The organism is Pirellulales bacterium, assembly GCA_019694455.1.
GTDB lineage: Bacteria > Planctomycetota > Planctomycetia > Pirellulales > JAEUIK01 > JAIBBY01.
Genome location: JAIBBY010000034.1, coordinates 15,981 through 40,019, shown reverse-complemented (window position 1 = coordinate 40,019; position 24,039 = coordinate 15,981). Strand labels below are relative to the sequence as shown.

18 protein-coding genes and 1 tRNA gene are annotated in these 24,039 nt (G+C 62.9%); 5 read left to right on the top strand and 14 right to left on the bottom strand.

What is annotated here, in order from left to right:
* Nucleotides 1–3 precede the first annotated feature (3 nt).
* Nucleotides 4–411 (top strand): type II toxin-antitoxin system death-on-curing family toxin, encoded by a 408-nt coding sequence (locus tag K1X71_14235; protein MBX7074300.1) that lies wholly within the window; start codon nt 4–6, stop codon nt 409–411.
* A 38-nt stretch (nt 412–449) separates the two neighbouring features.
* On the opposite strand, the gene K1X71_14230 is transcribed toward K1X71_14235, so the two are convergent.
* Nucleotides 450–2,879: a PEP-CTERM sorting domain-containing protein gene (locus K1X71_14230; GenBank protein MBX7074299.1), complete on the bottom strand. Its 2,430-nt coding sequence runs from the start codon at nt 2,877–2,879 to the stop codon at nt 450–452.
* Between the two features lie 507 nt (nt 2,880–3,386).
* On the opposite strand from K1X71_14230, the gene K1X71_14225 reads away from it, so the two are divergent.
* Complete coding sequence (locus K1X71_14225; GenBank protein ID MBX7074298.1) at nt 3,387–4,535, top strand: thiolase family protein; 1,149 nt, start codon at nt 3,387–3,389, stop codon at nt 4,533–4,535.
* 215 nt (nt 4,536–4,750) lie between these two features.
* Entirely contained in the window at nt 4,751–5,944 is a 1,194-nt protein-coding gene (locus K1X71_14220) for a chromate transporter (protein MBX7074297.1), read from the top strand.
* 59 nt (nt 5,945–6,003) lie between these two features.
* On the opposite strand, the gene K1X71_14215 is transcribed toward K1X71_14220, so the two are convergent.
* From K1X71_14215 to K1X71_14205, 3 genes are all read right to left on the bottom strand, one after another.
* A tRNA-Gly gene (locus tag K1X71_14215) sits at nt 6,004–6,076 on the bottom strand.
* Nucleotides 6,077–6,194: 118 nt separating this feature from the next.
* Complete coding sequence (locus K1X71_14210) at nt 6,195–7,694, bottom strand: sulfatase-like hydrolase/transferase (GenBank protein ID MBX7074296.1); 1,500 nt, start codon at nt 7,692–7,694, stop codon at nt 6,195–6,197.
* A gap of 9 nt (nt 7,695–7,703) precedes the next feature.
* Complete coding sequence (locus K1X71_14205) at nt 7,704–9,581, bottom strand: sigma 54-interacting transcriptional regulator (protein ID MBX7074295.1); 1,878 nt, start codon at nt 9,579–9,581, stop codon at nt 7,704–7,706.
* A gap of 110 nt (nt 9,582–9,691) precedes the next feature.
* Between K1X71_14205 and K1X71_14200 the strand changes: the two genes are divergently transcribed.
* Together K1X71_14200 and K1X71_14195 are read left to right on the top strand one after the other, a co-directional pair.
* Nucleotides 9,692–10,486: a sirohydrochlorin chelatase gene (locus K1X71_14200; GenBank protein ID MBX7074294.1), complete on the top strand. Its 795-nt coding sequence runs from the start codon at nt 9,692–9,694 to the stop codon at nt 10,484–10,486.
* Between the two features lie 172 nt (nt 10,487–10,658).
* The gene (locus tag K1X71_14195; GenBank protein ID MBX7074293.1) at nt 10,659–12,713 is read left to right on the top strand and encodes a carboxy terminal-processing peptidase; all 2,055 of its coding nucleotides are present in this window, start codon (nt 10,659–10,661) and stop codon (nt 12,711–12,713) included.
* Nucleotides 12,714–12,793: 80 nt separating this feature from the next.
* On the opposite strand, the gene pheT is transcribed toward K1X71_14195, so the two are convergent.
* From pheT to K1X71_14145, 10 genes are all read right to left on the bottom strand, one after another.
* Complete coding sequence (gene pheT, locus K1X71_14190; GenBank protein MBX7074292.1) at nt 12,794–14,812, bottom strand: phenylalanine--tRNA ligase subunit beta; 2,019 nt, start codon at nt 14,810–14,812, stop codon at nt 12,794–12,796.
* A 7-nt stretch (nt 14,813–14,819) separates the two neighbouring features.
* Nucleotides 14,820–15,842: a phenylalanine--tRNA ligase subunit alpha gene (gene pheS / locus K1X71_14185; protein ID MBX7074291.1), complete on the bottom strand. Its 1,023-nt coding sequence runs from the start codon at nt 15,840–15,842 to the stop codon at nt 14,820–14,822.
* Between the two features lie 113 nt (nt 15,843–15,955).
* Nucleotides 15,956–16,318: a 50S ribosomal protein L20 gene (rplT, locus tag K1X71_14180; GenBank protein ID MBX7074290.1), complete on the bottom strand. Its 363-nt coding sequence runs from the start codon at nt 16,316–16,318 to the stop codon at nt 15,956–15,958.
* A 243-nt stretch (nt 16,319–16,561) separates the two neighbouring features.
* On the bottom strand, nt 16,562–16,765 hold the full coding sequence (gene rpmI / locus K1X71_14175; GenBank protein ID MBX7074289.1) for a 50S ribosomal protein L35: 204 nt from the start codon (nt 16,763–16,765) through the stop codon (nt 16,562–16,564).
* 88 nt (nt 16,766–16,853) lie between these two features.
* Nucleotides 16,854–17,864 (bottom strand): hypothetical protein, encoded by a 1,011-nt coding sequence (locus tag K1X71_14170; GenBank protein ID MBX7074288.1) that lies wholly within the window; start codon nt 17,862–17,864, stop codon nt 16,854–16,856.
* Between the two features lie 221 nt (nt 17,865–18,085).
* Nucleotides 18,086–18,934, bottom strand: a complete 849-nt coding sequence (locus K1X71_14165; GenBank protein MBX7074287.1) for a sugar phosphate isomerase/epimerase — start codon at nt 18,932–18,934, stop codon at nt 18,086–18,088.
* A gap of 57 nt (nt 18,935–18,991) precedes the next feature.
* A complete protein-coding gene (locus tag K1X71_14160) occupies nt 18,992–22,900 on the bottom strand; it encodes a hypothetical protein (protein ID MBX7074286.1) in 3,909 nt (1,302 codons plus the stop codon).
* 2 nt (nt 22,901–22,902) lie between these two features.
* Nucleotides 22,903–23,139 (bottom strand): hypothetical protein, encoded by a 237-nt coding sequence (locus K1X71_14155; protein MBX7074285.1) that lies wholly within the window; start codon nt 23,137–23,139, stop codon nt 22,903–22,905.
* Nucleotides 23,136–23,660: a hypothetical protein gene (locus tag K1X71_14150; GenBank protein ID MBX7074284.1), complete on the bottom strand. Its 525-nt coding sequence runs from the start codon at nt 23,658–23,660 to the stop codon at nt 23,136–23,138. Before K1X71_14150 ends, K1X71_14155 begins: the two co-directional genes overlap by 4 nt.
* A gap of 6 nt (nt 23,661–23,666) precedes the next feature.
* Nucleotides 23,667–23,939: a WXG100 family type VII secretion target gene (locus tag K1X71_14145; GenBank protein MBX7074283.1), complete on the bottom strand. Its 273-nt coding sequence runs from the start codon at nt 23,937–23,939 to the stop codon at nt 23,667–23,669.
* Nucleotides 23,940–24,039 lie beyond the last annotated feature (100 nt).

The window sequence follows — 24,039 nt, the reverse complement described above, 5'->3', positions numbered from 1 at the left end:
ATCATGGACACTCCGTGCTTCTTGGACATGGATCGCGTCATGCGCGTACATCGTAGTCTGATCGAAGTCTACGGCGGAATTGGCGGTGTGCGCGACGCAGGTCTGCTGCTCTCAGCGATTGCCATGCCGCAGGCTTCCTTTGGCGGCGAATGCCTGCACAGTGATCTATACGAAATGGCGGCCGCCTATTTGTACCATATCGTGCAAAACCATCCGTTTTTGGATGGAAACAAGCGGACGGGCGCGGCGGCCGCCGTTATTTTTCTTGCGATGAACGACATCGAGATCGACGCCGACGAAGCGGGACTGGTGGCGTTGACGTTGTCCGTGGCAAGCGCTGGCGCCGGCAAGTCCGAAATCGCGGAGTTCTTTCGTTTGCGGGCTCATCCCGCTCCTCCCGACGACGAGTGAGCCAATCCCCGGTTCCCTTCCGCCTGCTGCTTTTGAACCTACGCGTGTCGGCCGGTTTGCACTGCCGCCATCTGTGCTCGCGGTCGTCGGGTGGCAACAACGGCGATGGTCAAGCCGCCGATTGCGGCCAGGATTAGCGTTGCCGGCTCGGGCACGGGCAGGGCCGCCGATGCCGCACTGCCCAGCGAGGCGTGATCTGCCCAAATCGTGTAGTCGGCGCCATCGACCCAATAATCGTGATTGAAGTTACCGCCTGAAACGCCGTCGTAATAGCCACCGCGGTGGAATTTGTCTGCCCATAAGGTGTAGTCCGCTCCGTCGGCCACCCCATCGTCGTTGCCGTCGCCCGGTTTGGGGAGAGTGACCAGGACAAAGCCAAACTGGTGTCCCGATGGCATGGTGTCCGTAAACTCGGAGGTCAGATCAAAGTCGAGGTGAATAGGGCCGTCAACGTCACCTAGCGTTGTGCCAAGATACGTAAGCGCACGCGGGCCATCGAAAAAGTTGTCGATGTCGGCTGGATCGTCAAAGTGTTGATTCAGTACGGGGGCGCCGTTGCGGCTGATGGACCAATCAAACGCAACTCCAGTCAAATTGCCGATGGCGCCGGAAGCGATATAGTAGGCGATTCCCAAATCCTGGTTCGGATTCAACTGCGAGGCGTCCAGGACGATCGAAACCGAGTTTTGGTTGTTCACATCGGCAAATTGCGTGTTGCTTAAGTGAAGAATTTCGCCAATCGCGAGCGTATTGCTTTGCGGGTCGGCCACACCCACCGCGCGCAATTGGTCATTATGCTGATACAAGGAATACACATCCCAATCGAGTGGATCCGCGATCACTCTGGTGCCAACTTGATCGGGCATCATCGCGCGACCAAAGTATGCCTCAGACCGGGTACTGACGTATGACCCCACTTGGTTTTGCACGGCCGTGGCCGATGTAACTATTGACTGCACAGGGCCGGTGCTATGTCCCGCAGCCTCGGTGACGTTCACGCTTCCAAATTGAGCGGTCGCATCTGCTTGGGAGCCAACCGCCTTTGCATGTGATACGCTGTACTTGATGCCAGGTGCGGTGACGGGCGAGTTGGTCGCGCGAGCAATTGCAAGGTCCGCGCTGATTGCTTCCGCGGTTGCCTGCAGGCGAGGAACCAAATCAACTTGATCGGCGTCATTCCACGACTGCTTCTCAATCGAAGCGGTCACCTCCACTCGCGCGTTTCCGGTGCTGATTCCTCGAGCATGGGCCTCCAACTGCCCTGTGTAACGAGCACGGCCGGTGTACGGCAAATCGGTTGGCAAGACCTTCGCATTGACGTTGATTGCGCCTGACGTTGCGACGTCAACGAGCGCCAACGCATCGCCACCTTTGCCGGGCTGCGCCGATTCGCCAGCGATTGCCATGACCGATGCTGTCGTGGGCGCGGCGTCCTGTCGAGAATAGCGCAGAATCGAAGTCGCGCTGCCGCCATTTTCGCCGCTTAGTTCACCAAATTGTTCTGCGCCAGGATTACCGGCAATTGCGGTTTGCGTCAGGACAACCGCCCCGCTCGTCTTCGCGAACGCCGCGTCAACGATCGTTGCGTCGCCGCCTGAGTTCGGTTCCGAATACTTCGCCCCACCGTTTCCACCGGTAGCGGTCGCATTGATCGTGATTGCGCCGCCCGTCGTGCTTTCCGCGTAGGCGCCTGTCACGGTCGCATCTCCACCGTTGCTGCCAGCGCCCGGGTCGCCTGAGAATCTTGGGCCGCCGCCGCTGCCACCCGTCGCGATGATATTTGATGTGAAGCTTCCCGGCGCAACGACATGTCCGCTTGCGGTGGCGCTGCCACCGTCTCCTCCCTGTCCATTCACATTGGCGCCGCCCGCGCCCCCTGTGGCGACAACGTTCGCGCCGCCAATCGCCGTCGCGCTGCCGCCGTGTCCGGAGTTGAAGCCTGGCACATCCCAATTGCCGCCAAACCCGCCATCGCCGCCTTGCGCCGTCACCAAGTCGATGGCATTGGTGAGCGTTGACTCTGCCCAAGCGTTTCCACCGTTTCCACCATTGCCGAAGCCGTCTGTGCTGCTGGCCGATCCTCCGAGCCCTCCTGTCGCGCTTGCCTTGCCAACTGCTGAGTTAGTCGCGGTGGCGTCTCCACCGTTTCCTCCATTTCCCTGCGAAAAATGATTCTCGCTTACGCCGCTCAGTCCGCCATTTCCGCCAACAGCGACAAGGACATTTGTCGCGGTGACATTGCCACCGTTGCCGCCACTGCCACTGTGATATATCTCGCCGCCGCCGCTCCCGCCGTTTCCGCCATTGCCGGCGCGCACAGCATCAACGTTGGCTGCAACGACATCGCCGCCGTCGCCCCCATCACCTCCATTCGAATACCATCCACTGAGATAACCCGATCCTCCAGCTCCTCCATTGCCGCCATCTGGCGCGATCCAGCTATCAGCGTAGGTTTCCGAAAGTAACAACCCATCGGCGCCGTCCCCTCCGCGTCCGCCGTTCCCGCCCGGCGTGCCGTTCAGGCCGTTGCCTCCATTGCCGCCATTGCCGCCACGGCCGGGCAGGATCACTACGCCCGGAACAACTTCTCGCGTCATGCCGTTGCCACCTGGTTGCCCATCGCTGCCGGGCATGCCGTCCAGGCCGTGAGCGCCAGGCGCGCCATCAATCCATTGGGCCTTCGCTTCCTGTCCCGCCAATAAAAACAATGCGAGTGTCAGAGCGGCTTGGGCCAATCGTGGGAGGATTGTCATCGGTGCCCCTTGAAGGTTGGCGGAAATGGTTTCGGATGATTCCGTGAAAGGAAAAGCTCAGTAGCGGCCCGCCAATTATCGCCTCCCCGGCCCGGCTTCGACAACGCCCTTTGCCGTCGCTAAATTAGTGACTGCTTGGCCCATCGCCGGATCGCCCGTGGGGCGGTTTGTTGTCGTTTATCGCCTTCGCCGCCGCTCAGCCAACCAGTCAAGGAGCCTGTCATGTCGCAAGCCGTAATCATCGACGCCGTACGCACCCCGTTTGCCCGGCGTGATGGCCTGTTTCGCGAAATTCGCCCCGACACCTTGTTGTCGCTCTCGCTCAAGGGCCTTGTTGAGCGGACGGGCATCAGCCCCGCCAAGATCGAGGATGTCGTCACCGGCTGCGTCACCCAGGCGGGAGAGCAAGGCGCCAACGTCGGCCGGCTGGCGGTGCTGTTGGCGGGCTTTCCGGTCGAAGTGCCGGCGGTCACGCTCAACCGGATGTGCGGCTCTGCCCAGCAGGCGATTCACTTCGCGGCGCAGCAGGCGGCGGCGGGGGATGTTGATTACTCCATCGGCGCCGGCGTCGAGCACATGACGCGGGCCCCGATGTTCAGCGACCTGGGGGGACTCGATAAGCTCAACCCCATGCTGTTTCAACAGTTTGAACTGGTGCATCAGGGGGAAAGCGCCGAGCGGATGGCCGATAAGTGGAAGATCAGCCGCAAGGAGGCGGACGAGTACTCGATGGAAAGTCATCGCCGCGCCAGCGTCGCCGCCAAGGAAGGGCGCAATAAGGAGATCATCCCCGTCGAGGGATTGACCGCCGAAGGGGAGAAGGTGACGCTCACGCGCGACGAGGGGATTCGCGATACGCTCGACCCGGCGAAGATCGCGAGCCTCAAGACGGTGTTTCGCCCCGATGGCACCGTGACGGCGGCCAACAGCAGCCAGATTTCGGACGGTTCGGCGGCGGTGCTGATTGGCAATCGCGAGGTCGCCGAGGCCGAAGGGTACAAGCCGAAGGCCCGCTTTCTGGCGCGGGTGGCGGTTGGCGACGACCCCACGCTGCAACTGGCGGGCGTGATCCCGGCCACGCAGAAGGCGCTGAAGAAGGCGGGGCTCACGATCAAGGACATCGACTGGATCGAGATCAACGAGGCGTTCGCCAATGTGGTGCTGGGCTGGGCCCGCGAGATCAAGCCCGACATGGCCAAGGTGAACCCGTGGGGAGGCGCAATCGCGCATGGGCACCCGCTCGGCGGCACCGGCGCGGGACTGATGGCCAAGATGGTCGAGGGTTTGCGGGCGACCGGCGGGACGCTGGGCCTGCAAACCATGTGCATCGGCCACGGCATGGCGACCTGCACGATCATCGAGCGGATCTAGCGGACGAGCGCTAGCGGCCAGGGAGTGTCCCTTTGCCCGGCCTGCGGCCGAGTTGATGCGCTGCGCGCGGTGGTCGTCGAGGCTGCGCGCCAATTCTGAAATCGAGTTCAGGCGCTGGCGCTGATCTTCCGCCTGTGTCTTGAGCGCTGCTAAAACGGTCGACGCCCGGCTGCGGGTGAGCCGGTTGTATCGGGGCACCGCGGCGGAACGTGAACATGGATCATCAATCGGCGCCCCCGGTCTATTCACTGGTGCAGTTGACGGGGTACGCGCTCAAGCTGGGCACGATCGGCTTTGGGGGGCCGGTGGCGCTGGTGGGCTACATGCATCGTGACCTGGTGGAGTCGCGCGGTTGGATCAGCGAAGCGGAGTTCAAGGAGGGGCTGACCCTGGCGCAGATCATGCCGGGGCCGCTGGCGGCGCAGTTGGCTATCTATCTTGGCTTTGTGCATTACCGCGTGCTCGGCGCCACCGCGGTTGGATTGGCCTTTGTGCTGCCGTCGTTTTTGATGGTGCTGGCCATTGGTTACGCGTATGTGCGGTATGGTGGCTTGCCTTGGATGCAGGCCGTGTTCTACGGCGTTGGCGCCGCCGTGATCGCCATCATCAGTCTGAGCGCCTATAAACTAACGAAGAAGACGATTGGCAAGGATTGGCTGCTGTGGACGATCTACCTGGTTAGCGCCGCGATGACGGTGGTCACCGAATCCGAAAAGATCGCGATCTTCCTGGCCGCTGGCTTGATCGTTTGGCTGACCAGAACGCCGCCGCGATTTATTCGCTCGGCCGGGTCGGCTGGCGCCGCGCTGTTGCCATTTGTAATGGCGACGACAGGCTCCGCCGCTGCCACCGAGCGCGAGACGCTGGCGCGCATCGCGATGTTCTTCACGAAGGCGGGCGCCTTTGTTTTCGGCAGTGGACTGGCGATTGTGCCATTTCTATATGGCGGCGTGGTCAAGGAATATGGTTGGCTGAACGACCAGCAATTTTTGGATGCGGTCGCGGTGGCCATGATTACGCCCGGTCCGGTGGTCATCACCGTCGGGTTTATTGGCTATCTGATCGACGGCCTGCCCGGCGCTAGCGTGGCGGCAGTGGCCACCTTTCTGCCGTGCTACCTGCTGACCATCATTCCGGCGCCGTATTTCAAGAAGTATGGCAAACGGCCGGGCATCGTGGCGTTTGTCGACGGGGTGACCGCCGCCGCGATCGGCGCCATTGCGGGCGCGGTGGTCGTGCTGGGACGCCGCACCCTCTTTGAACAGGGGTATTCGCCGCAGTGGTTCAAGATGGCGCTTTGCGCCGCGACGCTCGCGCTATTGTGGCGATATCAGAAGCTGCCCGAGCCGATCGTGGTCTTGGCGGCGGCGGCGATTGGGTTGGTGGCTTATCCGAATTGGCACGGATGAGTATCTCGACTGTCCGTGACGGACACGGTAGTCGGAGCACATCGGAAAACAAACGTCAGAGCGGGCGAAGAGACTCGAACTCTCGACATCCAGCTTGGGAAGCTAGCGCTCTACCAACTGAGCTACGCCCGCGGGTGCGCGGCGAGGCCAATGGCCGCCGCGCGCTGCTCAACTATAGAATCTGGCGGCGATGGCAGCAACACACACCTGGGACACTACCGGCGATTTTGTGGCTTGCGAACGAAGGCCGTCAGGCGCCCGGCAGATCGTGCGGCTGCACGAGCGCTTCTAGTTGCCGCAGCATGGGTTCGTCGCTGGACGGCAGCGGCACGGATGGCCGCGCGGTGGCGCGAAGTTGTTTAAGTAGCTGGGCCAGCAGTTCGTCGCGAGTGGGCGCGGCGGCGGGATCGTCGGCCAGATTGGTCAGTTCGTGCGGGTCGCTTTCCAGGTCGTACAAGGCAAGCTCTTGCCCAACTGGCGAGTCGCTCGGTTTGTAGCCATCGGCGCGCACATGCTGGCCGGCGCGATAGACGATCTTCCAGCGCGACGTGCGGAGGCACGCTTCTTCATTCGGCGCGTACTCGACAAAGACCGCATCGCGATGCGTGGAGGCCGCGCCGGTCAACACGCCGCGCAGGCTGCGCCCTTGAGTGGTGGCGGGGGGCGCCACGCCGCAAGCGTCGAGCACCGTCGGCAACAGATCGACCAACTTGACCATGGCGTCGGCGCCGCCGCCGTTGGGAATCCAGGGGGGATAGCGCATCAAGAGCGCGGCGCGGATGGCCTCTTCGTACGAGGTGTGCTTTTCGAAGCGGCCATGCTGGCCGAGCAGATAGCCATGATCGCCGAGATAGATCACCAAGGTGTCGTCGGCATGGCCAGTTTGCTCCAGCGAGTGGAGGACGCGGCCAATATTCTGGTCGAGATACTCGACCGAGGTATGGTGGGCGGCGATGATGCCGCGCTTCTGGTCGTCGGTCAGATCGCGAAAGATCTGTGGGATTTGCGCCAGATCGCGCGGATCGACCGGCGGCGGGTTGAACTCGCTGGCGGCATGTCGATGCGCATACTCGACGGGAAAGTGAAACGGCGAATGAGGCTCGTAAAAACTGACCACCAAAAAGAAAGGCGCCGCGCGCGACTGGCGCAGCCACTGGTCGGCCTGAGCGGCGAAGTAGGCGCCAGACATGCGCGCGTCGACGCTGGCGAAGGGGCGGCAGGCGGCGTTGAGCCAGACACTTGCCGGATCGCGAAACGGTCGCCACACGCCGAGGGTTTCGACGCCTGTAGGCAGCGGAAGCGACGGTTGCTGGGTCAACCATTGGCGATACTCTGGCAGGTCGATGCGATGGTCGAAGCCGTGCTGGAGTTGGCTATTGAAGTGCATCTTGCCGATAGCGGCGGTGTCGTACCCGGCCGCCTTGAGCAGTTCGGCCAGCGTGGTTTCTGACTCGGGCAGGGGAGTCGCCAGTTGGGTGACGCCGATCGTGCGCGGGTAGCGTCCGGTGATCAGCGATTGGCGCGAGGCCGTGCAGACCGGCGAGTTGCAGAACGCGCGATCGAAGCGCATGCCGGCGGCGGCCAGGCGATCGAGGTGCGGCGTGCGCACCTGTCGATTGCCGTAGGTGCCGGTGACATAGGGGGCATGGTCGTCGCCCATCAGCAGCAAGACGTTGGGCGGGGCGGCGCGGGCCGCCACGGAAGCGACCAGGAGCAAGAGGAAGCCGATTGCTGCGGGACAAAATCGCATGCGCGCCGCCTACCCCTTGCGCTCGATGCCATATTCGTCGAGTTTGCGGTACAGCGTGGCGCGGCCAATGCCGAGCAGTTTGGCCGCTTCGGGAATGTTGCCGCTGGTGCGGGCGAGCGCCTCGCGGATCAGTTTGCGCTCCCAATCTTCGATGAGCAGGGAAGAAAGTTGCGTATCGCCGGTGCTGCGCAGGCCAAGATCGCCCGGCTCGATCTGTCGTCCGCTCGCCAGCACGACGGCGCTATCGATCACGTTGCGCAACTGGCGCACGTTGCCGGGCCAGGCGTAGCCAAGCAGTTTTTGTCGCGCGGCCGGCGACAGTTCCAGGCTGGGGCGGCCGTGCTGCCGTTTGAAGTGTTCGAGAAAGAAGTTGGTCAACAGTTCCAGGTCGCGACCGCGGTCGCGCAGCGGCGGAATCACCAGTTCGAACACGCTGAGGCGATAGTACAAATCCTCGCGAAACTTCTTCTCGCGCACGTACGAATTCAAATCTTGATTCGTCGCGGCGATCACGCGCACGTCGACTTGCACCTCGCTGGTGGCGCCAACGGGTTGAAACGGGTAGCCCTCCAGAATGCGCAGCAGCTTGGCCTGTCCGGCCAGGGTCAGTTCGCCGACCTCGTCCAGAAACAAGGTGCCGAGATGGGCCTGTTGGAACAGGCCGACGTGATCGCGTTCGGCGCTGGTGAAGGCGCCCGCCTTGTGGCCGAACAGATGGCTTTCCATCAGGTGTTCGGGAATCGCGGCGCAATTGACGGCCAGCAGCGGGCGGTCGGCGCGGGTGCTGTTCTTGTGCAAGGCGCGGGCGACCAGTTCTTTGCCGGCGCCGCTTTCGCCTCGCACCAGGACACAGCCCGAGGTCCGGCCGAGGCGGCCGATCTTGTCCTTGAGTTCGAGCATGGGCTGGCTTTCGCCGATCATTTCGTCGAAGCCGGCCGATTTTTGTTGCAGGCGCTGGTAGTCGATTTCGAGGCTCTCTTCGTGGCGGGCGCGAGCCAGGGCCACCGCCAGGATGTTGGCGAGCGAGATGGCAAAATCGAATTGCGACTGGCGAAAGCGCCCCTGTTGCAAATAGATGTGCAGCGCCCCCAGGACCTGCGCGCCGTTGACCAACGGCACGCAGAGCGCGTCGGCATAGTGTTGTGGTTTGTCGCTGGAGGGGAGGGTCCGCTGATTGGCGGTCCAAACCGCGCGGCGCTCTTGGATGACCAGCCGGGTGAGCGCTTCGCTCAACGGCGCCTGCTCGCCGCCACGTTCTGGCAAGACGGTGTGCGGCGTCAGGTGGCCATCGTCGCCGACGCCGAGGAAGCCGACAATCGAGGCGCCCGTCCGTTCGCAGAGCAGCTCGAGCGCGGTTGTCACCACCTCGTTGGAAGCGCCGCAGCCGAGCAACTTGATGCTGAGTTGATAGAGCAACAGCAGATCGTGCGCTTGTTCTGAATCGCGCATCGCGGCGATGGCGGCCAGCGCCATCATGCTGGTGTCGTCGCCCGTCACGCGCACGTCTTTGACCAACGTTTGCGACACGTTGGGATCTTCGTCGGTGGCGATGGTCGGTGGTTCGGTGCTTTGATGAAAGGTGAATTCTGTGGAGCCGACGCGAATGTAATGGCCGTCGCCGAGCACGGCGTCGTCGATCTTTTGACCATTGACGAAGGTGCCGTTGCGGCTATCGCCATCGTTAACTCGCCAAACCCCATCGTTCTGCGAGATGATGGCATGCACGCGGGAGCAAAGCGGATCGCCGAGTACGATGGCGTTGTCGGTGCCGCGGCCGATGCGATTGGGCTGGGAGTCGGAGAGCAAAAAGTGGGAGCCAGCCCTCGCGCCGAGGGTGACGGTGAGATAGGTGTACTGAGTTGCAGCGGCGCGAGGCGACGATGTCATAATTTTGAGTATAGCAGAGCGAATATCAAAATGAGACGTTTGGCCGCAGGTGATCGGCGGATCGCGTAAAATGGATCGGAGCCTGTAGATATGTTGAGAAAGCACGGCAGATGAGCCAACCGCGGGACGCCAAGACTGGGCTTTTGGTCATAGGGCACGGCACGCGCGACGAGGCCGGAGTGGCCGAGTTCTTGCTGCTGGTCGACCAATTGCGTCAGGCGCTACCCGATGTATTGGTGGGACATGCGTTCATCGAGTTGGTGGCGCCCGGAATGGAGCAGGGGCTGGCGCTGATGGTTGAGCGCGGGTGCGAGCGGGTCGCCGTGCTGCCGCTACTGCTGTTGGCCGCTGGGCATGCGAAGCGCGATATTCCACAGGCGATAGAAGCCGCCGAGCTGCGCTATCCGGCCGTGCGATTTGGATTGTGTTCGCACCTTGGCTGCCACCCAAAGCTATTGGAGTTGTCGGTCGCGCGGATGCGCGAGGCGGTTGAAGGCCGATCGGCCGTCGATCCCGCGGAGACATTATTACTGATGGTGGGGCGCGGCAGCAGTTGCGCACAAGCCAATGCCGAGATGTACCGATTGGCGCGGCTGCGCTGGGAGCTTGCGCCGGTGGGCGGGCTGGAGATAGCGTTCACGTCGCTCACAGAGCCATCGCTGGCGCGATCGCTGGAATTGGTCGCAAAGTTGCCCTATCGGCGAATCGTTGTGCAGCCTCATTTGCTATTTTCTGGGCGAATCGTCACGCGAATTCATGATGCGACGCGGAAAATGGCCGATGCTATTGGGGATAATGAGTGGATCGCCGCTCCGGTGCTCGGTCCGCATCGACTGTTGGTCGAGGCGTGTCTTTCGCGGGCGGAATTGCCCAACTTCGCCCATGCGAGAACCAGCGCGAGCTAGCTGCGTATAGCAGTTGGAGCAGATTGAGAATGATCAGTAGGGGGATGATGGATCGACGAGCGGTGTGCCAACTTGATCTTGATTTATAGGCAAGCTGCGCATACGATCCCATTAACCCGTTGTGCCTTTTCTACTTACGGTGTTCCGGGCATCGACTTTCAGAGGGATCGTAATGGCTCATCGAGTCTTCGCTGCGCGTGGCGTTTTGGCGGTTTTTTTCTCCTTGGCGCTACTGGCCAGCGCAGCGCAGGCAAAGACGACGAGTCTGCCGGAAGCGCCGACTGCGCAAGATCGGCAGATTACGCGGCTGGTGGCCTCGTTGCTGCGGCACGGCCATCTGTCTGGCCATAAGCTGGATGACGAGATCGCTCAGCGGACGCTGAAGTCGTTCTTGAAGACCATCGATCCGATGAAGTTGTACTTCTACCAGTCGGACGTGGACGCGTTTGAAAAGCAGCGCGACCAGATCGACGACCTGGCGAGCCGCGGCGACATTGCCTACGGCTACAAGATATTCAACACGCTGCTGGCGCGAATCGATGAGCGCATGAAGGTGGTGGATGAGCTACTGAGTGAGCCACAAGATTTCACCATTGATGAAGAGATGATCGTTGATCCCGAGGCGGCGCATTATCCGCGCACGCCGGAGGAAGCGCGCGACCGCTGGCGCAAGCGGATCAAGTACGACCTGTTGGTGCTGAAGGCGGAAAAGAAAGAAGGCGCCGAGGCGATTGATAAGCTGCGGCGTCGCTATAGCGGGATCGCCAAGCGGTTGCACCAGACCGATCGCGACGAGTTGTTGGAAATGTATTTGACCTCGATGACCAGCAGCTTCGACCCGCACACGAACTACATGTCGCCCGAGACGCTGGAGAATTTTGAGATCATCATGCGTCTCAATCTAGAAGGGATTGGCGCCGCGCTGTCGTTTCAAGACGGCTACACGGTGGTGAGCAAAGTGATTCCGGGGGGCGCCGCCGACAAAGATGGACGGATCAAACCCGAAGACCGCGTGACCGGCGTGGGGCAGGGGGAGAATGGCGAAATCGTTGACGTGGTTGATATGAAGCTGGCCGACGTGGTCGACATGATCCGCGGTGAAGCGGGAACCATCGTACGACTGCAAGTGGTGCCGGCGGGGGCCACCGTGCCGGTGGTCTACAACATCACCCGCGCGAAGATCGAGCTTAAGGACAGCGAAGCCCGCTCGCAGATCGTGGAGCATGGAACTCGGTCGGACGGCACTCCGCTGAAGATCGGCGTGATCGACCTGCCGAGCTTTTACATGGATATGGACGGCGCGCGGCAGCACGTATCAGACTACAAAAGCACCACGCGCGACGTGCGGAAGATTCTCAACGACTTCCGCCAGCAGGGGGTCGACGCCGTGGTGATGGACTTGCGCCGTAACGGCGGTGGATCGCTGACGGAGGCGATCAGCCTGACGGGCCTGTTTATTGACGAAGGCCCGGTGGTGCAGGTGAAGGGGGCCGACGGCCAGGTGCAGCACTATGACGACGTAGAGTCAGGCGTGGCCTGGGATGGACCGCTGACGGTGCTGGTCAGCAAGTTGAGCGCCAGCGCCAGCGAGATCTTCGCCGGCGCCATTCAAGACTATCGCCGTGGCATCGTGGTTGGCGATCACACCACACACGGCAAGGGAACCGTGCAGACGCTGCGCGAGTTGGGCCAAGAGTTGTTTGTCGGCCCGAACACGCCGAAGCTTGGCGCGCTGAAGATCACCATGCAGAAGTTCTATCGCCCGAGCGGCGACAGCACGCAGAAGCGGGGCGTGGTTTCGGACATTGAAGTGCCGTCGCTCACCACGCATCTCGACGTGGGCGAGGGAGACCTGGACTATGCGATGGAGTTTGATCGCGTGCCCGCGACGCCGTATCGCAAGCTGAACCTGGTCGACGCGGCGATGCTTGACCAGCTTCGCGATCTATCGCATCGGCGCACCGAGAAATCGAGCGACTTCCAGAAGCTGGCGCAGAACATCGCCAAGTATGAAGAGCAGAAGCAGCGCAAGACGGTCAACTTGGAAGAGACCAAGTTCCTGGCGGAACGCGCCGAGTTGAACGCCGAGAAGGAAGAGCAGAAGCAGCTTGAAGAAGAGCAGGGCGGAACCAAGCCGGTCGTCAGTGACGACGACTACCACATGCAAGAGGCGATCGCCATCACTGGCGATTACTTGCGATTGGTTCGCTTGGCGCAGGTCAATTAGCTCGTTGGGCCGCTTGGCTCAGCGCGAGGCGGCGCTGGCGATGAATTGTTGATGGGCGATTCGTGGCGGCACAATTGCCGTTACGACGCCCGCAGCACCGCGCCAAACCGTTGGCTGGCTGCGGCGACGATTTGATCGCGCACCGCGTCGGCCGCCTGGCTGGTGAGGGTGCCTTCCGGATCGCGGATGACCAGCGAAAATAGCAGGCTCTTGTGCGCTGCGCCCAGGCGCTGGGCGTCGCGGTAGGTGTCGCGGTAGGCCACCGATTCCAACAGCCGGCCGCCAGCCTGGCGGGCGGTTTGTTCCACCGCGGACCAAGCCACGTTCTCGGCGACGACGAGATTCACGTCGCGCTCGATGGCCGGAAACTGCGGCGTGCGATGGTACTGCGGCACGAGTTGCGCCAAGTCTAACAGCGCTTGCAGCCGCACCTCGGCCACCGTGGCGGCGCCGCGCAGATCGAACTCCTTGCGACCCGCCGGGCTGACTTCGCCGAGGTAACCGAAGAGTTGGTCGCCCAACCTGATTTGCGCAGCGCGGCCGCGTTCGAAGAGTCGATGACTGAATGGCTCGACATGCATCGCCGCGACGACGTGCAGTTCGTCGAGCAGCGATTGCAGCGCGCCTTTGGCATGCAAAAAGTCGCCGGCGGTGGTGAACGCCAGAGTCAATTGTTCTTGCGGTAGCGCCGCGGGACGCGGCAAGTAGATCTTGGCGATCTCGAAGAGTTCGATATCCGAGTTGGATAGGGACTCGTTGGCGCGGCGCGCCCCGAGCAGGCTGGGCGCCAGACTGCGGCGCAGGCGGTCGGCGCGGCGCAGAATCGGCGTTGAACTGACGAGCGGCGGAGCGTCGGTCCAAGGACTAAACGCTTCGGACCACGACTCGTCCACCACGCTCAGCGTGTACGCCTCATCGAAGCCGCGGGCCGTCATCACGCCGCGCACACGTTCGACGACGCGGTCGGCCAGGCTCTTGGCAGACGCGACCATCGGCACCTGCACGTCCTCGGGTATCGCATCGTAACCGTGGACGCGGGCGACCTCTTCGATCAGATCGACCTCGCGCGACAAGTCGCGGCGCCAGGTGGGCGGAACGACCACCATGCTTTGCTGGTCCGACCGCTCGATCTGGTTGCCAAGCGAACTCAGGATGTCGCGCACGCGGTCGGGCGGGATTTCGATGCCGAGCAAACGCTTGATTTGCGAAAGTCTCAAGACGACGCTCGGCGGCGGCGGCGGCTGAACGCCGACAGCTATGACGCCGGCGGCGAGTTCGCCCCCCGCAAGTTCGAGGATCAGCTCGCAGCAACGGCGGCTGGCCCAATCGACGCCGGCGAGATCGACGCCGCGCTCGAAGCGATACGACGAATCGCTGTGCAGCCCCAACTTGCGAGCCGTGGCCCGAACATTGGCGGGCGAAAACACGGCGGCTTCGATCAGCAGGTTCTTGGTGGCCGAGGAGACCTCGGTGGCGGCGCCCCCCATGATGCCGCCAATGGCCACCGCGCGAGAGGCGTCGGCGATCACGCACATGCCGGGGGCCAAGTCGTAGGTTTTATGGTCAATGGCTTCGAGCTTCTCGCCGGCGCGTGGTTCGCGGACGATGATTTCTGGCCCGTTCAGTTTCGCCAGATCAAAGGCATGCAGCGGCTGGCCACACTCGAAGAGGACATAGTTGGTGACGTCGACCACGTTGTTGATCGCGGCGACGCCGATGGTGGCCAAACGATTCACCAGCCAGCGCGGGCTGGGCCCGACTTGAACGCCGCGGATGACGCGCGCGGTGTAGTGTGGGCAGAGTTGCGGACACTCGACGCGCACCTTGGCGAGCGAGTTGACCGAAGCGGCGGCCTCTTTGACTTGGGCCGGCGGCGTTTTCAGTTCCTGGCCAAAGAGCACGGCGGCTTCGCGGGCGATGCCTAGATGGCCCAGACAATCGGGGCGATTGCTCGTCACTTCCAGATCGATGGCCAGGTCGTCGCCGCGCGGCTCGGTCGACTCGTGGTTCAGGCCCGCCATCATCAAGCGGCGCGCGAACTCGTCGGCCGACAGGTCGAGCGGCAAATAGTCTTTGAGCCAATTCCAGGAGACGATCATGCGAGCATCAAAACTGTCGGAGGAAGCGGACGTCGTTCTTGTAGAACTCGCGGATGTCGGCCACGTTGTGGCGGCGGGCGCAGACGCGTTCGACGCCTAGCCCAAAGGCGAAACCGGTGAACTGGTCGGGATCGTAGCCGACCGCGGACAGCACCGCGGGATCGACCATGCCGGCGCCCCCCATCTCGATCCAGGCGTCGTTCCAGCTCATGTCGACTTCGACGCTGGGCTCGGTGAACGGAAAGAACGACGGTCGAAAGCGAATGTGGACATCGTCGCCGCCAAAGTAACTCATGGCGAACAAGCGCAGCACGCTCTTGAGATCGGCCATGGTGACATGGCGATCGATCAACAGCCCCTCGATCTGATGGAACATGGGGTAGTGCGTGGCGTCGGCCGTGTCGGGCCGATAGACACGACCCATCGAAACAATGCGCACCGGCGGCCGCGTTTGCTCCATCACGCGGATCTGCACGGTGCTGGTTTGACTGCGCAACAGCAGTGGGCTGCCGGTGGCGGTGCGAGCGGCGGAGAGATAGAAGTTTTCGAGCGGATCGCGGGCGGGGTGATCGCCGGGGATGTTTAACGCCTCGAAGTTATGCCACTCGTCTTCAACCTCTGGCCCATCGGCGACCGAGAAGCCGAGCCGGCCCATGATCTCCTTCATGTCGCCAATGGTTTGCGTGAGCGGATGCAGACGGCCGAGCCGCGCGCGCGCGTCAGGGACGGTGATGTCGAAGGCGGGCCCCTGCGCTGCGCCGTCGGCGGAAGAATCGAGGGTTTCCTTGGCTGAGGAGAAGACCGCTTCGAGCGCTTGCTTTACTTCGTTGAAGCGTTTGCCAGCGGCCGGCTTTTCGGGGGGCGGCACGGCGCCGAGCAACTTTTGGGCGGCCTTCAGGCGGCCGCTTTTGGCGCCAAGGAATTCGACGCGGGCGGCTTCCACCTCGTTGGCGCCGCCGGCAGCGGAGAACCGCGCCTGCGCGTCGGCGAGCAACTGGTCTAGCTCGCTTAATAAATTGGCCAACGACATTGGCGCACCCAGGACGAAGTAACCTGCAAATCCAGGAAGGCTGGCGCCGGCCTGAACCAGTCGGGCAGGCGCGTCGTCCTTCCTACCACCCACGCGCGCGACCCAGTGGGCGCTTATGCGGCGGTGGCGAGCACGTCCTTGACTCGCGCGACGATCGCATCGAATCCGGCCGGATCGGCGATCGCCATTTCAGCCAATGTGCGGCGATCGAGTTCGATCTTGGCGAGGTTGAGCCCGTTGATAAATTCGCTGTAGCGCAAACCACGCTCGCGGCAGGCGGCGTTGATGCGAATGATCCACAGGCTGCGGAACTCGCGCTTGCGCAACCGGCGATCGCGCCGCGCGAACACGCCGGCGCGGAGCAGGGTTTCTTTCGCGGTGCGCAACAGCTTGCGACGACCGCCGACGAACCCTTTGACCTTCTTGAACAGACGGCGCTTCGCCTTGCGGCGAGCCGAACCTTTGACTGTACGCATGATTTTCCCTTTCGCGAAATCTAGGCCCATCTCGCAGCGGCGAGATGCGTTGGTTCGCGCCCGTTTCGCAGTTTGTGACGTCGGCTCAAGGCCAACGCCGTGGCAAAGCCAGCGCTCTGTTAGCGTTTGGATTCTGATATCTAAACCGATGCTGGAGCACCAGCGATTTGCCGTCCGCCGATCCACTTGCGTGTGCGGCGGTCGTGCTCATTCAGCCCTCGAATATCCAGGGCTGAATAAGCGCTAGTAGCTGTTGCCGCAAAGCGCCAACTTGACGCGCTTGGCCTCGACCGGATGCAGCGTGGTCGTGCCACGGAGGTTTCGCTTGCGCTTGTGCTCCATGCGCGATTGCAAGTGGCTGGTGCCCGCCTGACGATGCTTCACCTTGCCGGTGGCCGTCACGCGGAACCGTTTCTTGGAGGCTTTGTGTGTCTTTTGCTTGGGCATGTGCCGGCCCTTTGTTTTTCGTATGGATAGACCCGTTATTATAGGGCTTCGCGACGAGTCTAAAAGGGGGAATTATTGGACAATTGCGTCAAAGCGGCAGTGAAACGACCACGGCGGCGCGGTCGCCGCAGGTTAGCGCCGTTCCCGACGCGGCATGGCTGGCGCGAAGGTAGCCCAGGGCCAAAATGGCGCCCAACCGGCCAGAGGCTGTAACCGACGTTAGCTCGCCTGCGGGCTGACCATCGGATGTGAGGGTAGTTTCTGGCGGTGGCATGGGGCCATCGATGCGGATGCCGGTCAAAAGCCGGTTCACGTGGCCTAGCGCGTCGATCCTGGCGACCGTTTCCTGGCCGATGTAGCACCCCTTTACAAAGCTAATGGCGCGATCGTCTCGGCCTACCTCCTGCGGCAAGTTGCGATCGCTGATATCGCGGCCATAGAGGGGCAGTCCATTCTCGATTCGCACAATTTCCAAGGCGGGGGCGCCGCAAGGGCGAGCGCCGGCGGCGTGCAGCGCTTGCGCGATGTGGCGCGAGTCGGCGGCGGCCGATTGAATCAGATAGCTGCCGGGGCCCGCCCAATCAACAGCCTGGATTTGCGCGTTGTGGCCGCCAATTTGGGCTTCGATGCCGGAGAGTAGCGTGGTTGGTAGTGGGGGGCCGACCGCCGATTGCAGCGTTTGGGTGGCCAATGGGCCGGCGAGCAAAAGTGCGGTTGCTTCGCCGGTACGGTCGTGGAGTTGGACATCCTCGCGAATGATGTAGCGGTCGAGATGGGCCATCAGCCGCTGGTTTTGGCCGGGCGATCCGAAAATCAGGTGCGACGATTCGCCAGCAAACACAAACGCATGTCCCAGCACATGCCCTTTGGCATTGAGAAAAAACGCCTCGCGGCCGGCGCCCGGCGGAAGCTTGCGCATCTCGTTGGTGCAGATGTTGTGGAGGAAGCTCGCCCGATCGGCGCCGATGAGTTCAATCTGCGTCCAGTCGGCCAGTTCCAGCAGGCCGGCCTCAGCAGTGAGCGCGGCGTAGTCGGTTTCCAGGCGGTGCTGGTCCACCTCATCTGGAGGGCGATCGGGATTGTTGATCGAATCGCTCATGATGGATCGTAGGCCCGTCGCTGCGGAAATACGCCAAATCGGAAAACTGGGGGGGGTAATCTCCGAAAACCCCTGCACTGCGAATGGGGAGTCGCGATTCAAGGCGTTGACTTGGAATGACTTAGCGTGATCTACGCCGATTTGCGTTTTCGGAGTTTTCGGAATCACGACTCCGAAATGCGATTCTGCTTGTCGGAGGCACGTTGCGGCAGTTCGATGCGCTATTCGTCAGCCAGTTTTGCCTTGAGAAGGTTAAGCACTCTTACCGCTTTGCCGATTTCGGTCATCTGGCGGGCGGGGTCTTGCGGTATCTCGCGCTCAATCGTCAGCGGCCCGGAATAGCCAATCTGATCGAGGGTGCGCAGATAGTTCTCCATGCCGACATCCCCTTCGCCGGCGGGCACCTCGGCGCCCCATTCTTCGCCCGGCCGGGCGGCCCATTTAGCGTCTTTGACATGCACGCTGCGGACCCAGGGGCCCACCTTTTGCAGGGCGGCAATCGGCTCGCCCGATCCGTAGAGGATCATATTGGCAGGGTCGAAATTGACGTGCAGGTTCTGGCGGTCCACATCGCGAATGAATTGCACTAGGTCGTCGGCGGTTTCTTGACCTGTTTCGAGGTGCAATTTTTGGCCATGTTGGGCGACATAGTCGCAAAGCTCGCGGGTAACGGCCAACACCTCTTGATACAGGGGGCTTTTGCGGTCGTGGGGGACAAAGCCGAGATGCAAGGCCACGACGTGGACGCCGAGCAGCTTGCTGAAATCGGAGATTTCTTTCATTTCGGCGAGCCGCGCGGCGCGCGTTGCGGCGGGCACCAGGCCGACCGTTTTGACCACGGTGGGAATATCGGCGTAGCTTTCCCCCTCAAAGCCGCCGAAGACCGCGGTGGGGGTGATCTCCAACTCGCGCAATTGAGCCAGAAATTCGCGGGCCTTTTGGGGCGTGCGATTTTCCTGGCTGGGAGCGTGCAATTGAATGGTGGGGATTCCCAGCTCGCGCACGACGTTGAGCTTGACGCCCAAACCGGCGTCGATGCTGGTGAACACCCCAATCGGCCATTTCTCCATGTCACCGGACTCCTACACTTGCGTTCGCCGCGCATGCGATGCGCGCGGCTGAGTGGCTTAGTGTAGCGAATCGGGGGCGGGCTCGCATCTTGCGAAGCCGCGCAGCCAATCGGCGGCTGGAGGGGCGAAGGGGCGGAATTTCTCCTGTCGGCCTTCGTCCTCGATGTGCAAGATCGCCCGCGACCGGCCGAGTTGTCCGGCTGCGGGGGAGTCGATCAGCAGGCTGGAATCGGTGGCGCTCATTTGCAGCAGGACGCGCAGATTGAATTCGCGCAGTCCTTGTCGATCGAGCATTCGCTGGAAGGCCGTCAGCGTATCGCACCAAAGCAGGGTGTGAACGCCGAGCGCCGGACCATCGCGGAGAATGTCGGCGAATTGCGCGTCGGGCCGACTGGTTGGCTGATCGTCCGTGCGGGAGAAGCTGAAGTCGTCGGCACGCGACCGCAGCGCGCGCATTCGTGGCAAGTCGAAAATCAATAAGTAGATGGGACTCGTTGCGTCGCCGCCCGCTTGCCGCGCGGCCAGCTCCGCGGCGACGGCCGCGATGATCCGGGGCGCATCGTCGGCGGTAGCGAAATCACCGGCGCCGACTAGCGCGGCGAGCGGCGCAACGCCGCCCGCGTTCGCGCCGCCGTCGAGGACAAAGAATCGGGCCGGTTTCTCCAGCGGGCATTGCGCACGGAGGCTGAGCAGGGCGGAGGTCATCATGCCGGCGGCCGCTTCGGCGTTCTGCCCGATCATGAGCAGGTTGGCGCCGGCGCGGCGCTCGAGCGGTGCGCTGGCAATTTCTTCTAGTGCGAGCGGTTCTCCCAGCCAAGCGCTTGGGGGGCCGTCGGTGGGGGGCGCCGGTCGGGCGGCGATTGCGGCCAACGACTCGTTTTGCTCGATCGCGGCCGGCCGCGCGCCTTCGAAGACCAGCATGCGGCGGCGCGCCACAGTGGGGCGCTGCTCGGTTAGATGTCGCACCTGTTCAAGATACGCCTCGCGCTGGTCATCGGGTAGCCACACCACCTGGAACGGATGGTTCCCTTCGACTAGGCCATTGGCGTCGTTGTAGATCGCCTCGCCGGGGCGCGCGAGGAGGCGGGCGGCCGAGTTGTCTTCGCTGAGGATCAGGTGGGCGTCGGCTTCGCCGCATTGCAGCGCGATGCGCACCGCCATCTGGCCGAGCGTGCTGCGGGCCAGGGTATAGGCGCCGCCGAGCGTTTGCGAGCCGAGAATCACATGGATGCCAAAGGCGCGGCCCTGACGAACCAGCCGATCGAGCAGTAGCGACGCCTGCTGCGCCAGGCGGTCGTCTTCGGTGAAGAACTCTTGAAACTCATCGACAATGAAGAGCACGCGGGGGAGCGAATGGCCGGCGTCGCGATAGGCGGCGATGTCCTGTACGCCGGCGGCGCGAAACGTTTCGCCGCGCTCTTGCATCTGGCGATCGAGGCGCTGCATGACCGACAGGCCGAACTCGCGTTCGCTTTCGATGGCGACCACGCGGGCGTGCGGCAGTTGATGCTCGACGTAGGTCTTGAATTCGACCCCTTTTTTGAAGTCGATGAGATAGAGTTCCAGATCGTCCGGGCTGTAGCGAAGCGCCGCGTTGACGATCAGCGCGTGCAAGAGCGTCGACTTACCGGAACCGGTCTTGCCGGCGATGAGCACATGCTGCGAGACGCCGTGGCCCAGTTGCAGGCGCTGCAAGCGCGAGGCCCCGGATCGACCGAGCGGCACATCGAGCCCGCGGCGACTATCGCTTTGCCAGTATGAGTCGACGGTTGGCGCAATGGCCGCGAAGGGGACTTCGACCCGCTTGGCGCCTACGGCGGCGGCGCCGACGCCGTTCAATAGCCGCTTCAGTTCGTCGACCGTGGGCAAGGGATCGACGACGAGCGGCAGGGCGCCGAAGCGCGGATTGTTCCAGGCGAGCCGATCGGCCTTGGCGGAAAAGCGAGTGGCGCCTTGTTCCAGATCGCGCAGGTTGAAGTCGGGGATTTTGGGCAAGCGCGTATCGGTCGACATCAGCGTGAGCACACCGCAGCGCGGGCCCGTGGCGGCGATGCTGGCGAGCCGTCGGGCGGCGGCGTCGGTGAAGCCGGCGGGGAAGTTGGCGACCACCAAGATGTGATATGGCTCCGCAATCTCGCCGGCGGCGCGGTTGTAATCTTCGAGCGTGGCGAACTCGTCACGGAGATACTTTTGAATGACCGTCTCCATGTGTTCCGTCAGATCGGCCAGACGCTGTTCAATCTGCGCCGGCTCGGTCCAGATACGATGGCCGATGATGGCCGGATCGTGATCGGCCAGGTGCATGAAGGCGGCGAAGTTCTGGCCCAGGCCAACCGGGTCGATGAAGGTGACGCGGGCCTTTCCCGGCGGGAGGCCGAGCAACATGCGCAGCACGAGCGAACGGAGCAGTTCGATGGCACGCTGGCGCCCTTCGTCGCGGGCCTCGATCAGCAGTGACGATTGAGTCGGAAACTCGAGCAGCGCCGGCAACGTAAAAGTTGACGACGCGCTGCCATCGATCGGCGCGATTGTCGAGTTGTTCGGCTGCGTGGCGCCAAGATCGAGTGTCAATTGTCCAAAGCGAATGGCAGCGGGACTGGCGATGGCGGGCCGCCAATGGGCCGCGACAGCGCCGGTCCAATCGAAGGAACCGAGATGGGTTTGAGCCCAGACATCGGCCATCGATTTTTGGAACTGTGACTGGTTGTCTTGCCAGGTCGTGTGGGCGTCGGCGATGGCTAGTTCGTGCTCGTGCGCGCAGGCCAGTTCGGCTTCGCGGGCTTCGGCCTCTAGCTCCTCCAGCGCGCTACGATGTTGCTCAATAAGCTGCGCGCGAAGGACTTGATGCGATTGGTCGGCTGCCAACAGTTCGCTTTCGTGCCGCGCTTGAAGCGCGCCGAGTTTTGTGGCGACAGCGGACTCGATCTGGGGAAGTTCTCCTTCGCGGCGCTGGGTGGCCGCGCTGAGCACGCGGTCGAGTTCGGCGGTGGTGCGGCCGGTCTCGGCATCGCGCTGCGAGCGCGCCTGGCGGCGCTCGTCGCGAGCGGCCTGCGAAGCTCGTTCGTAGGTCTGCTTGCATAGCGTCTCGGTCTCGACGACCGCTGCGCAAAGGCGATTATATTCTTGCGCTACTTGCCGGCGCGCTTGGCGCGTGACCGCCCAAACAGTCGCTAGCACGCTGGCGCCCGCCAAGATCACGGAAGCGATGGCCCAGGGAAGTGGATTCCAACTGGCGAGCCAACCGACCATCGCCGCGACGGCGCCGGCAATGCCGATCGACATGAATAGCAGGGATGAGCGCTCGGCGAACGGCGGCAGGCGCAGCGCGACGAGCCTTGCGACGGCGTCTTGCGCCTCCGCCACGCGCGACGCGAGCGCTTCGCCCGTGGTCTGCTCGCTGGTCTGGATGGGCACGGGCGGCGGCGGATCGTGCGGCAACTGATGGATGCGCGTCAGATAATCGTCGGCCGCTTTCTTGGCGTCGCGGGCCAAACGCAAATTGGATTGCAGTTGCTTGCGGACCTGGGCCAGTTGCTTGCGCAACTGGCGGCGTCGCGCGTCGAAGACCGTGCCCGCCAGCCACACCGCCTCGTGTTTGACCTTGCGGGCGCGGCGTTCTTGTTTTTCGATCGCGGCGAGCGACTCGGCGAGTTTGGTTTTGGCCGCCTGCTCGATGGCCAGGTGCTCCGCCTCGAAGGCGGCGATACGGGCATGCCGCTGTTGCTGGTGACGCTGGTCGAGAGCGGCGATTTCGGCCTGATGATGCGCCGCGGCGTCAGCCAGCAGGCGCGTGCGCTGGGCGGCGACGGCAGACTGTGTTTGACGGCACGCCTGGCGCGCGGCCGACAGCGCCTGGGAGTAGGCGGCGGCGGCGGCCAAGGCTTGGCGGATTAGCTCTGCTTCGCGCGCGACGACGCTGCCCGCGGCTTGGCGAGGCTGGGGCGCATCGGATTGGAGGGGAAGCATGCTCAAGCGATGGAATCTGTTTGAGGGCGGCAATCGAGTTCGGCGCGGTGGAGGATGTCGGCCAGCCGGTCGATAGCTTGAATGACAGTGTTGATCTGCGGTTCTAGCGGGGCGAGATGATCGCGCTCGAAGCGGCGGCTGACGGAGTCGTTCCAGTCTTCTCGCGCTTCGTTCCAGCGCAGTTTGAGCTTTTTGGCCGCCAGCGCCAGCGCCGCCTTGCCGTCGTAGAGATTGCTCATGAGGGGGCTCCTGGCTCGGCACTGGCGGAGCGCGGCGGCGCGGCCGCGAGATAGGCGGCGATTTGCGCCAGCGAGCGATCTAGTTCGGCCAGGCTATTGGACACGCCGCTGGTCAAGTAGGTGCTGAGGGGCTCGCAGCGGGCGGTGAACTCGGTGATGGCCTGATCGATGAGCGGAATCCAGCGGCGCACGGCGGCGAGTTTCTGTTCGGCCTCTTCCAAGCGGCGCTTGGCGGCGGCGAGCAGTTTCTTTTCTTGCAGGCACGATGGCGTGCGCCGCGGATCGATGGTGGCCGACAAGCAGCGATGCAAATCGCTTTTGGCCTCGGCGACCAGCTCTTCGCGGCGGCGCAGTTCGTGCTTCCAGTAGGCGAGTTGCTCGTGCTTGAGCCAATCGGCGAAGCGCCGCGCCTCGTTGAGCGCGCTAGCCAGCCCTTGACTGGCCTCGGTTTGAAACGCGACAAGCGCGGCGCGTACCCCATCGATGGCGGCGGTGGATTGGACGTACATTCCCTGATTCATGCGGCCCTATCGCTGTCGCAGGTATTCTTCGGCTCGTTCCGCCTTGCGGAGCAGGAAAGGAATATGCTCGTCGGACGCCTCGACGAACTTGGCGACCGACTGCATGGCCCGTTCAAACTCGTCGGAGAATTTTTGCTGCTCCTTGTCGCGCCAGGTTTGACTCAGCGAGGTCATTTGCCCGCGCAGCGAGAGCATCTGGGCTTGCAACTCGTTGCTGAAGCGTTTGAGGTTTTGGGCGAAGCGCCGCATTTCCTCGGGATTGACGATGGCTTGCGACATGGCGGCGCCTGGGGAGTGCGGAAACGAGAACCCTGCGGACAGCGCGTGCTAAGGCTGGTTTCGCCCCCCGGACAGTGGCCGGGCGTCGACGCGATTCGCC

What these genes read in the sequence shown, in the direction of transcription:
- K1X71_14235 (MBX7074300.1), top strand. Translation starts at nt 4, where the DNA reads ATGGACACTCCGTGCTTCTTGGACATGGATCGCGTCATGCGCGTACAT.
- K1X71_14225 (MBX7074298.1), top strand. Translation starts at nt 3,387, where the DNA reads ATGTCGCAAGCCGTAATCATCGACGCCGTACGCACCCCGTTTGCCCGG.
- K1X71_14220 (MBX7074297.1), top strand. Translation starts at nt 4,751, where the DNA reads ATGGATCATCAATCGGCGCCCCCGGTCTATTCACTGGTGCAGTTGACG.
- K1X71_14210 (MBX7074296.1), bottom strand. Translation starts at nt 7,694, where the DNA reads ATGCGATTTTGTCCCGCAGCAATCGGCTTCCTCTTGCTCCTGGTCGCT.
- K1X71_14205 (MBX7074295.1), bottom strand. Translation starts at nt 9,581, where the DNA reads ATGACATCGTCGCCTCGCGCCGCTGCAACTCAGTACACCTATCTCACC.
- K1X71_14200 (MBX7074294.1), top strand. Translation starts at nt 9,692, where the DNA reads ATGAGCCAACCGCGGGACGCCAAGACTGGGCTTTTGGTCATAGGGCAC.
- K1X71_14195 (MBX7074293.1), top strand. Translation starts at nt 10,659, where the DNA reads ATGGCTCATCGAGTCTTCGCTGCGCGTGGCGTTTTGGCGGTTTTTTTC.
- pheT (MBX7074292.1), bottom strand. Translation starts at nt 14,812, where the DNA reads ATGATCGTCTCCTGGAATTGGCTCAAAGACTATTTGCCGCTCGACCTG.
- pheS (MBX7074291.1), bottom strand. Translation starts at nt 15,842, where the DNA reads ATGTCGTTGGCCAATTTATTAAGCGAGCTAGACCAGTTGCTCGCCGAC.
- rplT (MBX7074290.1), bottom strand. Translation starts at nt 16,318, where the DNA reads ATGCGTACAGTCAAAGGTTCGGCTCGCCGCAAGGCGAAGCGCCGTCTG.
- rpmI (MBX7074289.1), bottom strand. Translation starts at nt 16,765, where the DNA reads ATGCCCAAGCAAAAGACACACAAAGCCTCCAAGAAACGGTTCCGCGTG.
- K1X71_14170 (MBX7074288.1), bottom strand. Translation starts at nt 17,864, where the DNA reads ATGAGCGATTCGATCAACAATCCCGATCGCCCTCCAGATGAGGTGGAC.
- K1X71_14165 (MBX7074287.1), bottom strand. Translation starts at nt 18,934, where the DNA reads ATGGAGAAATGGCCGATTGGGGTGTTCACCAGCATCGACGCCGGTTTG.
- K1X71_14160 (MBX7074286.1), bottom strand. Translation starts at nt 22,900, where the DNA reads ATGCTTCCCCTCCAATCCGATGCGCCCCAGCCTCGCCAAGCCGCGGGC.
- K1X71_14155 (MBX7074285.1), bottom strand. Translation starts at nt 23,139, where the DNA reads ATGAGCAATCTCTACGACGGCAAGGCGGCGCTGGCGCTGGCGGCCAAA.
- K1X71_14150 (MBX7074284.1), bottom strand. Translation starts at nt 23,660, where the DNA reads ATGAATCAGGGAATGTACGTCCAATCCACCGCCGCCATCGATGGGGTA.
- K1X71_14145 (MBX7074283.1), bottom strand. Translation starts at nt 23,939, where the DNA reads ATGTCGCAAGCCATCGTCAATCCCGAGGAAATGCGGCGCTTCGCCCAA.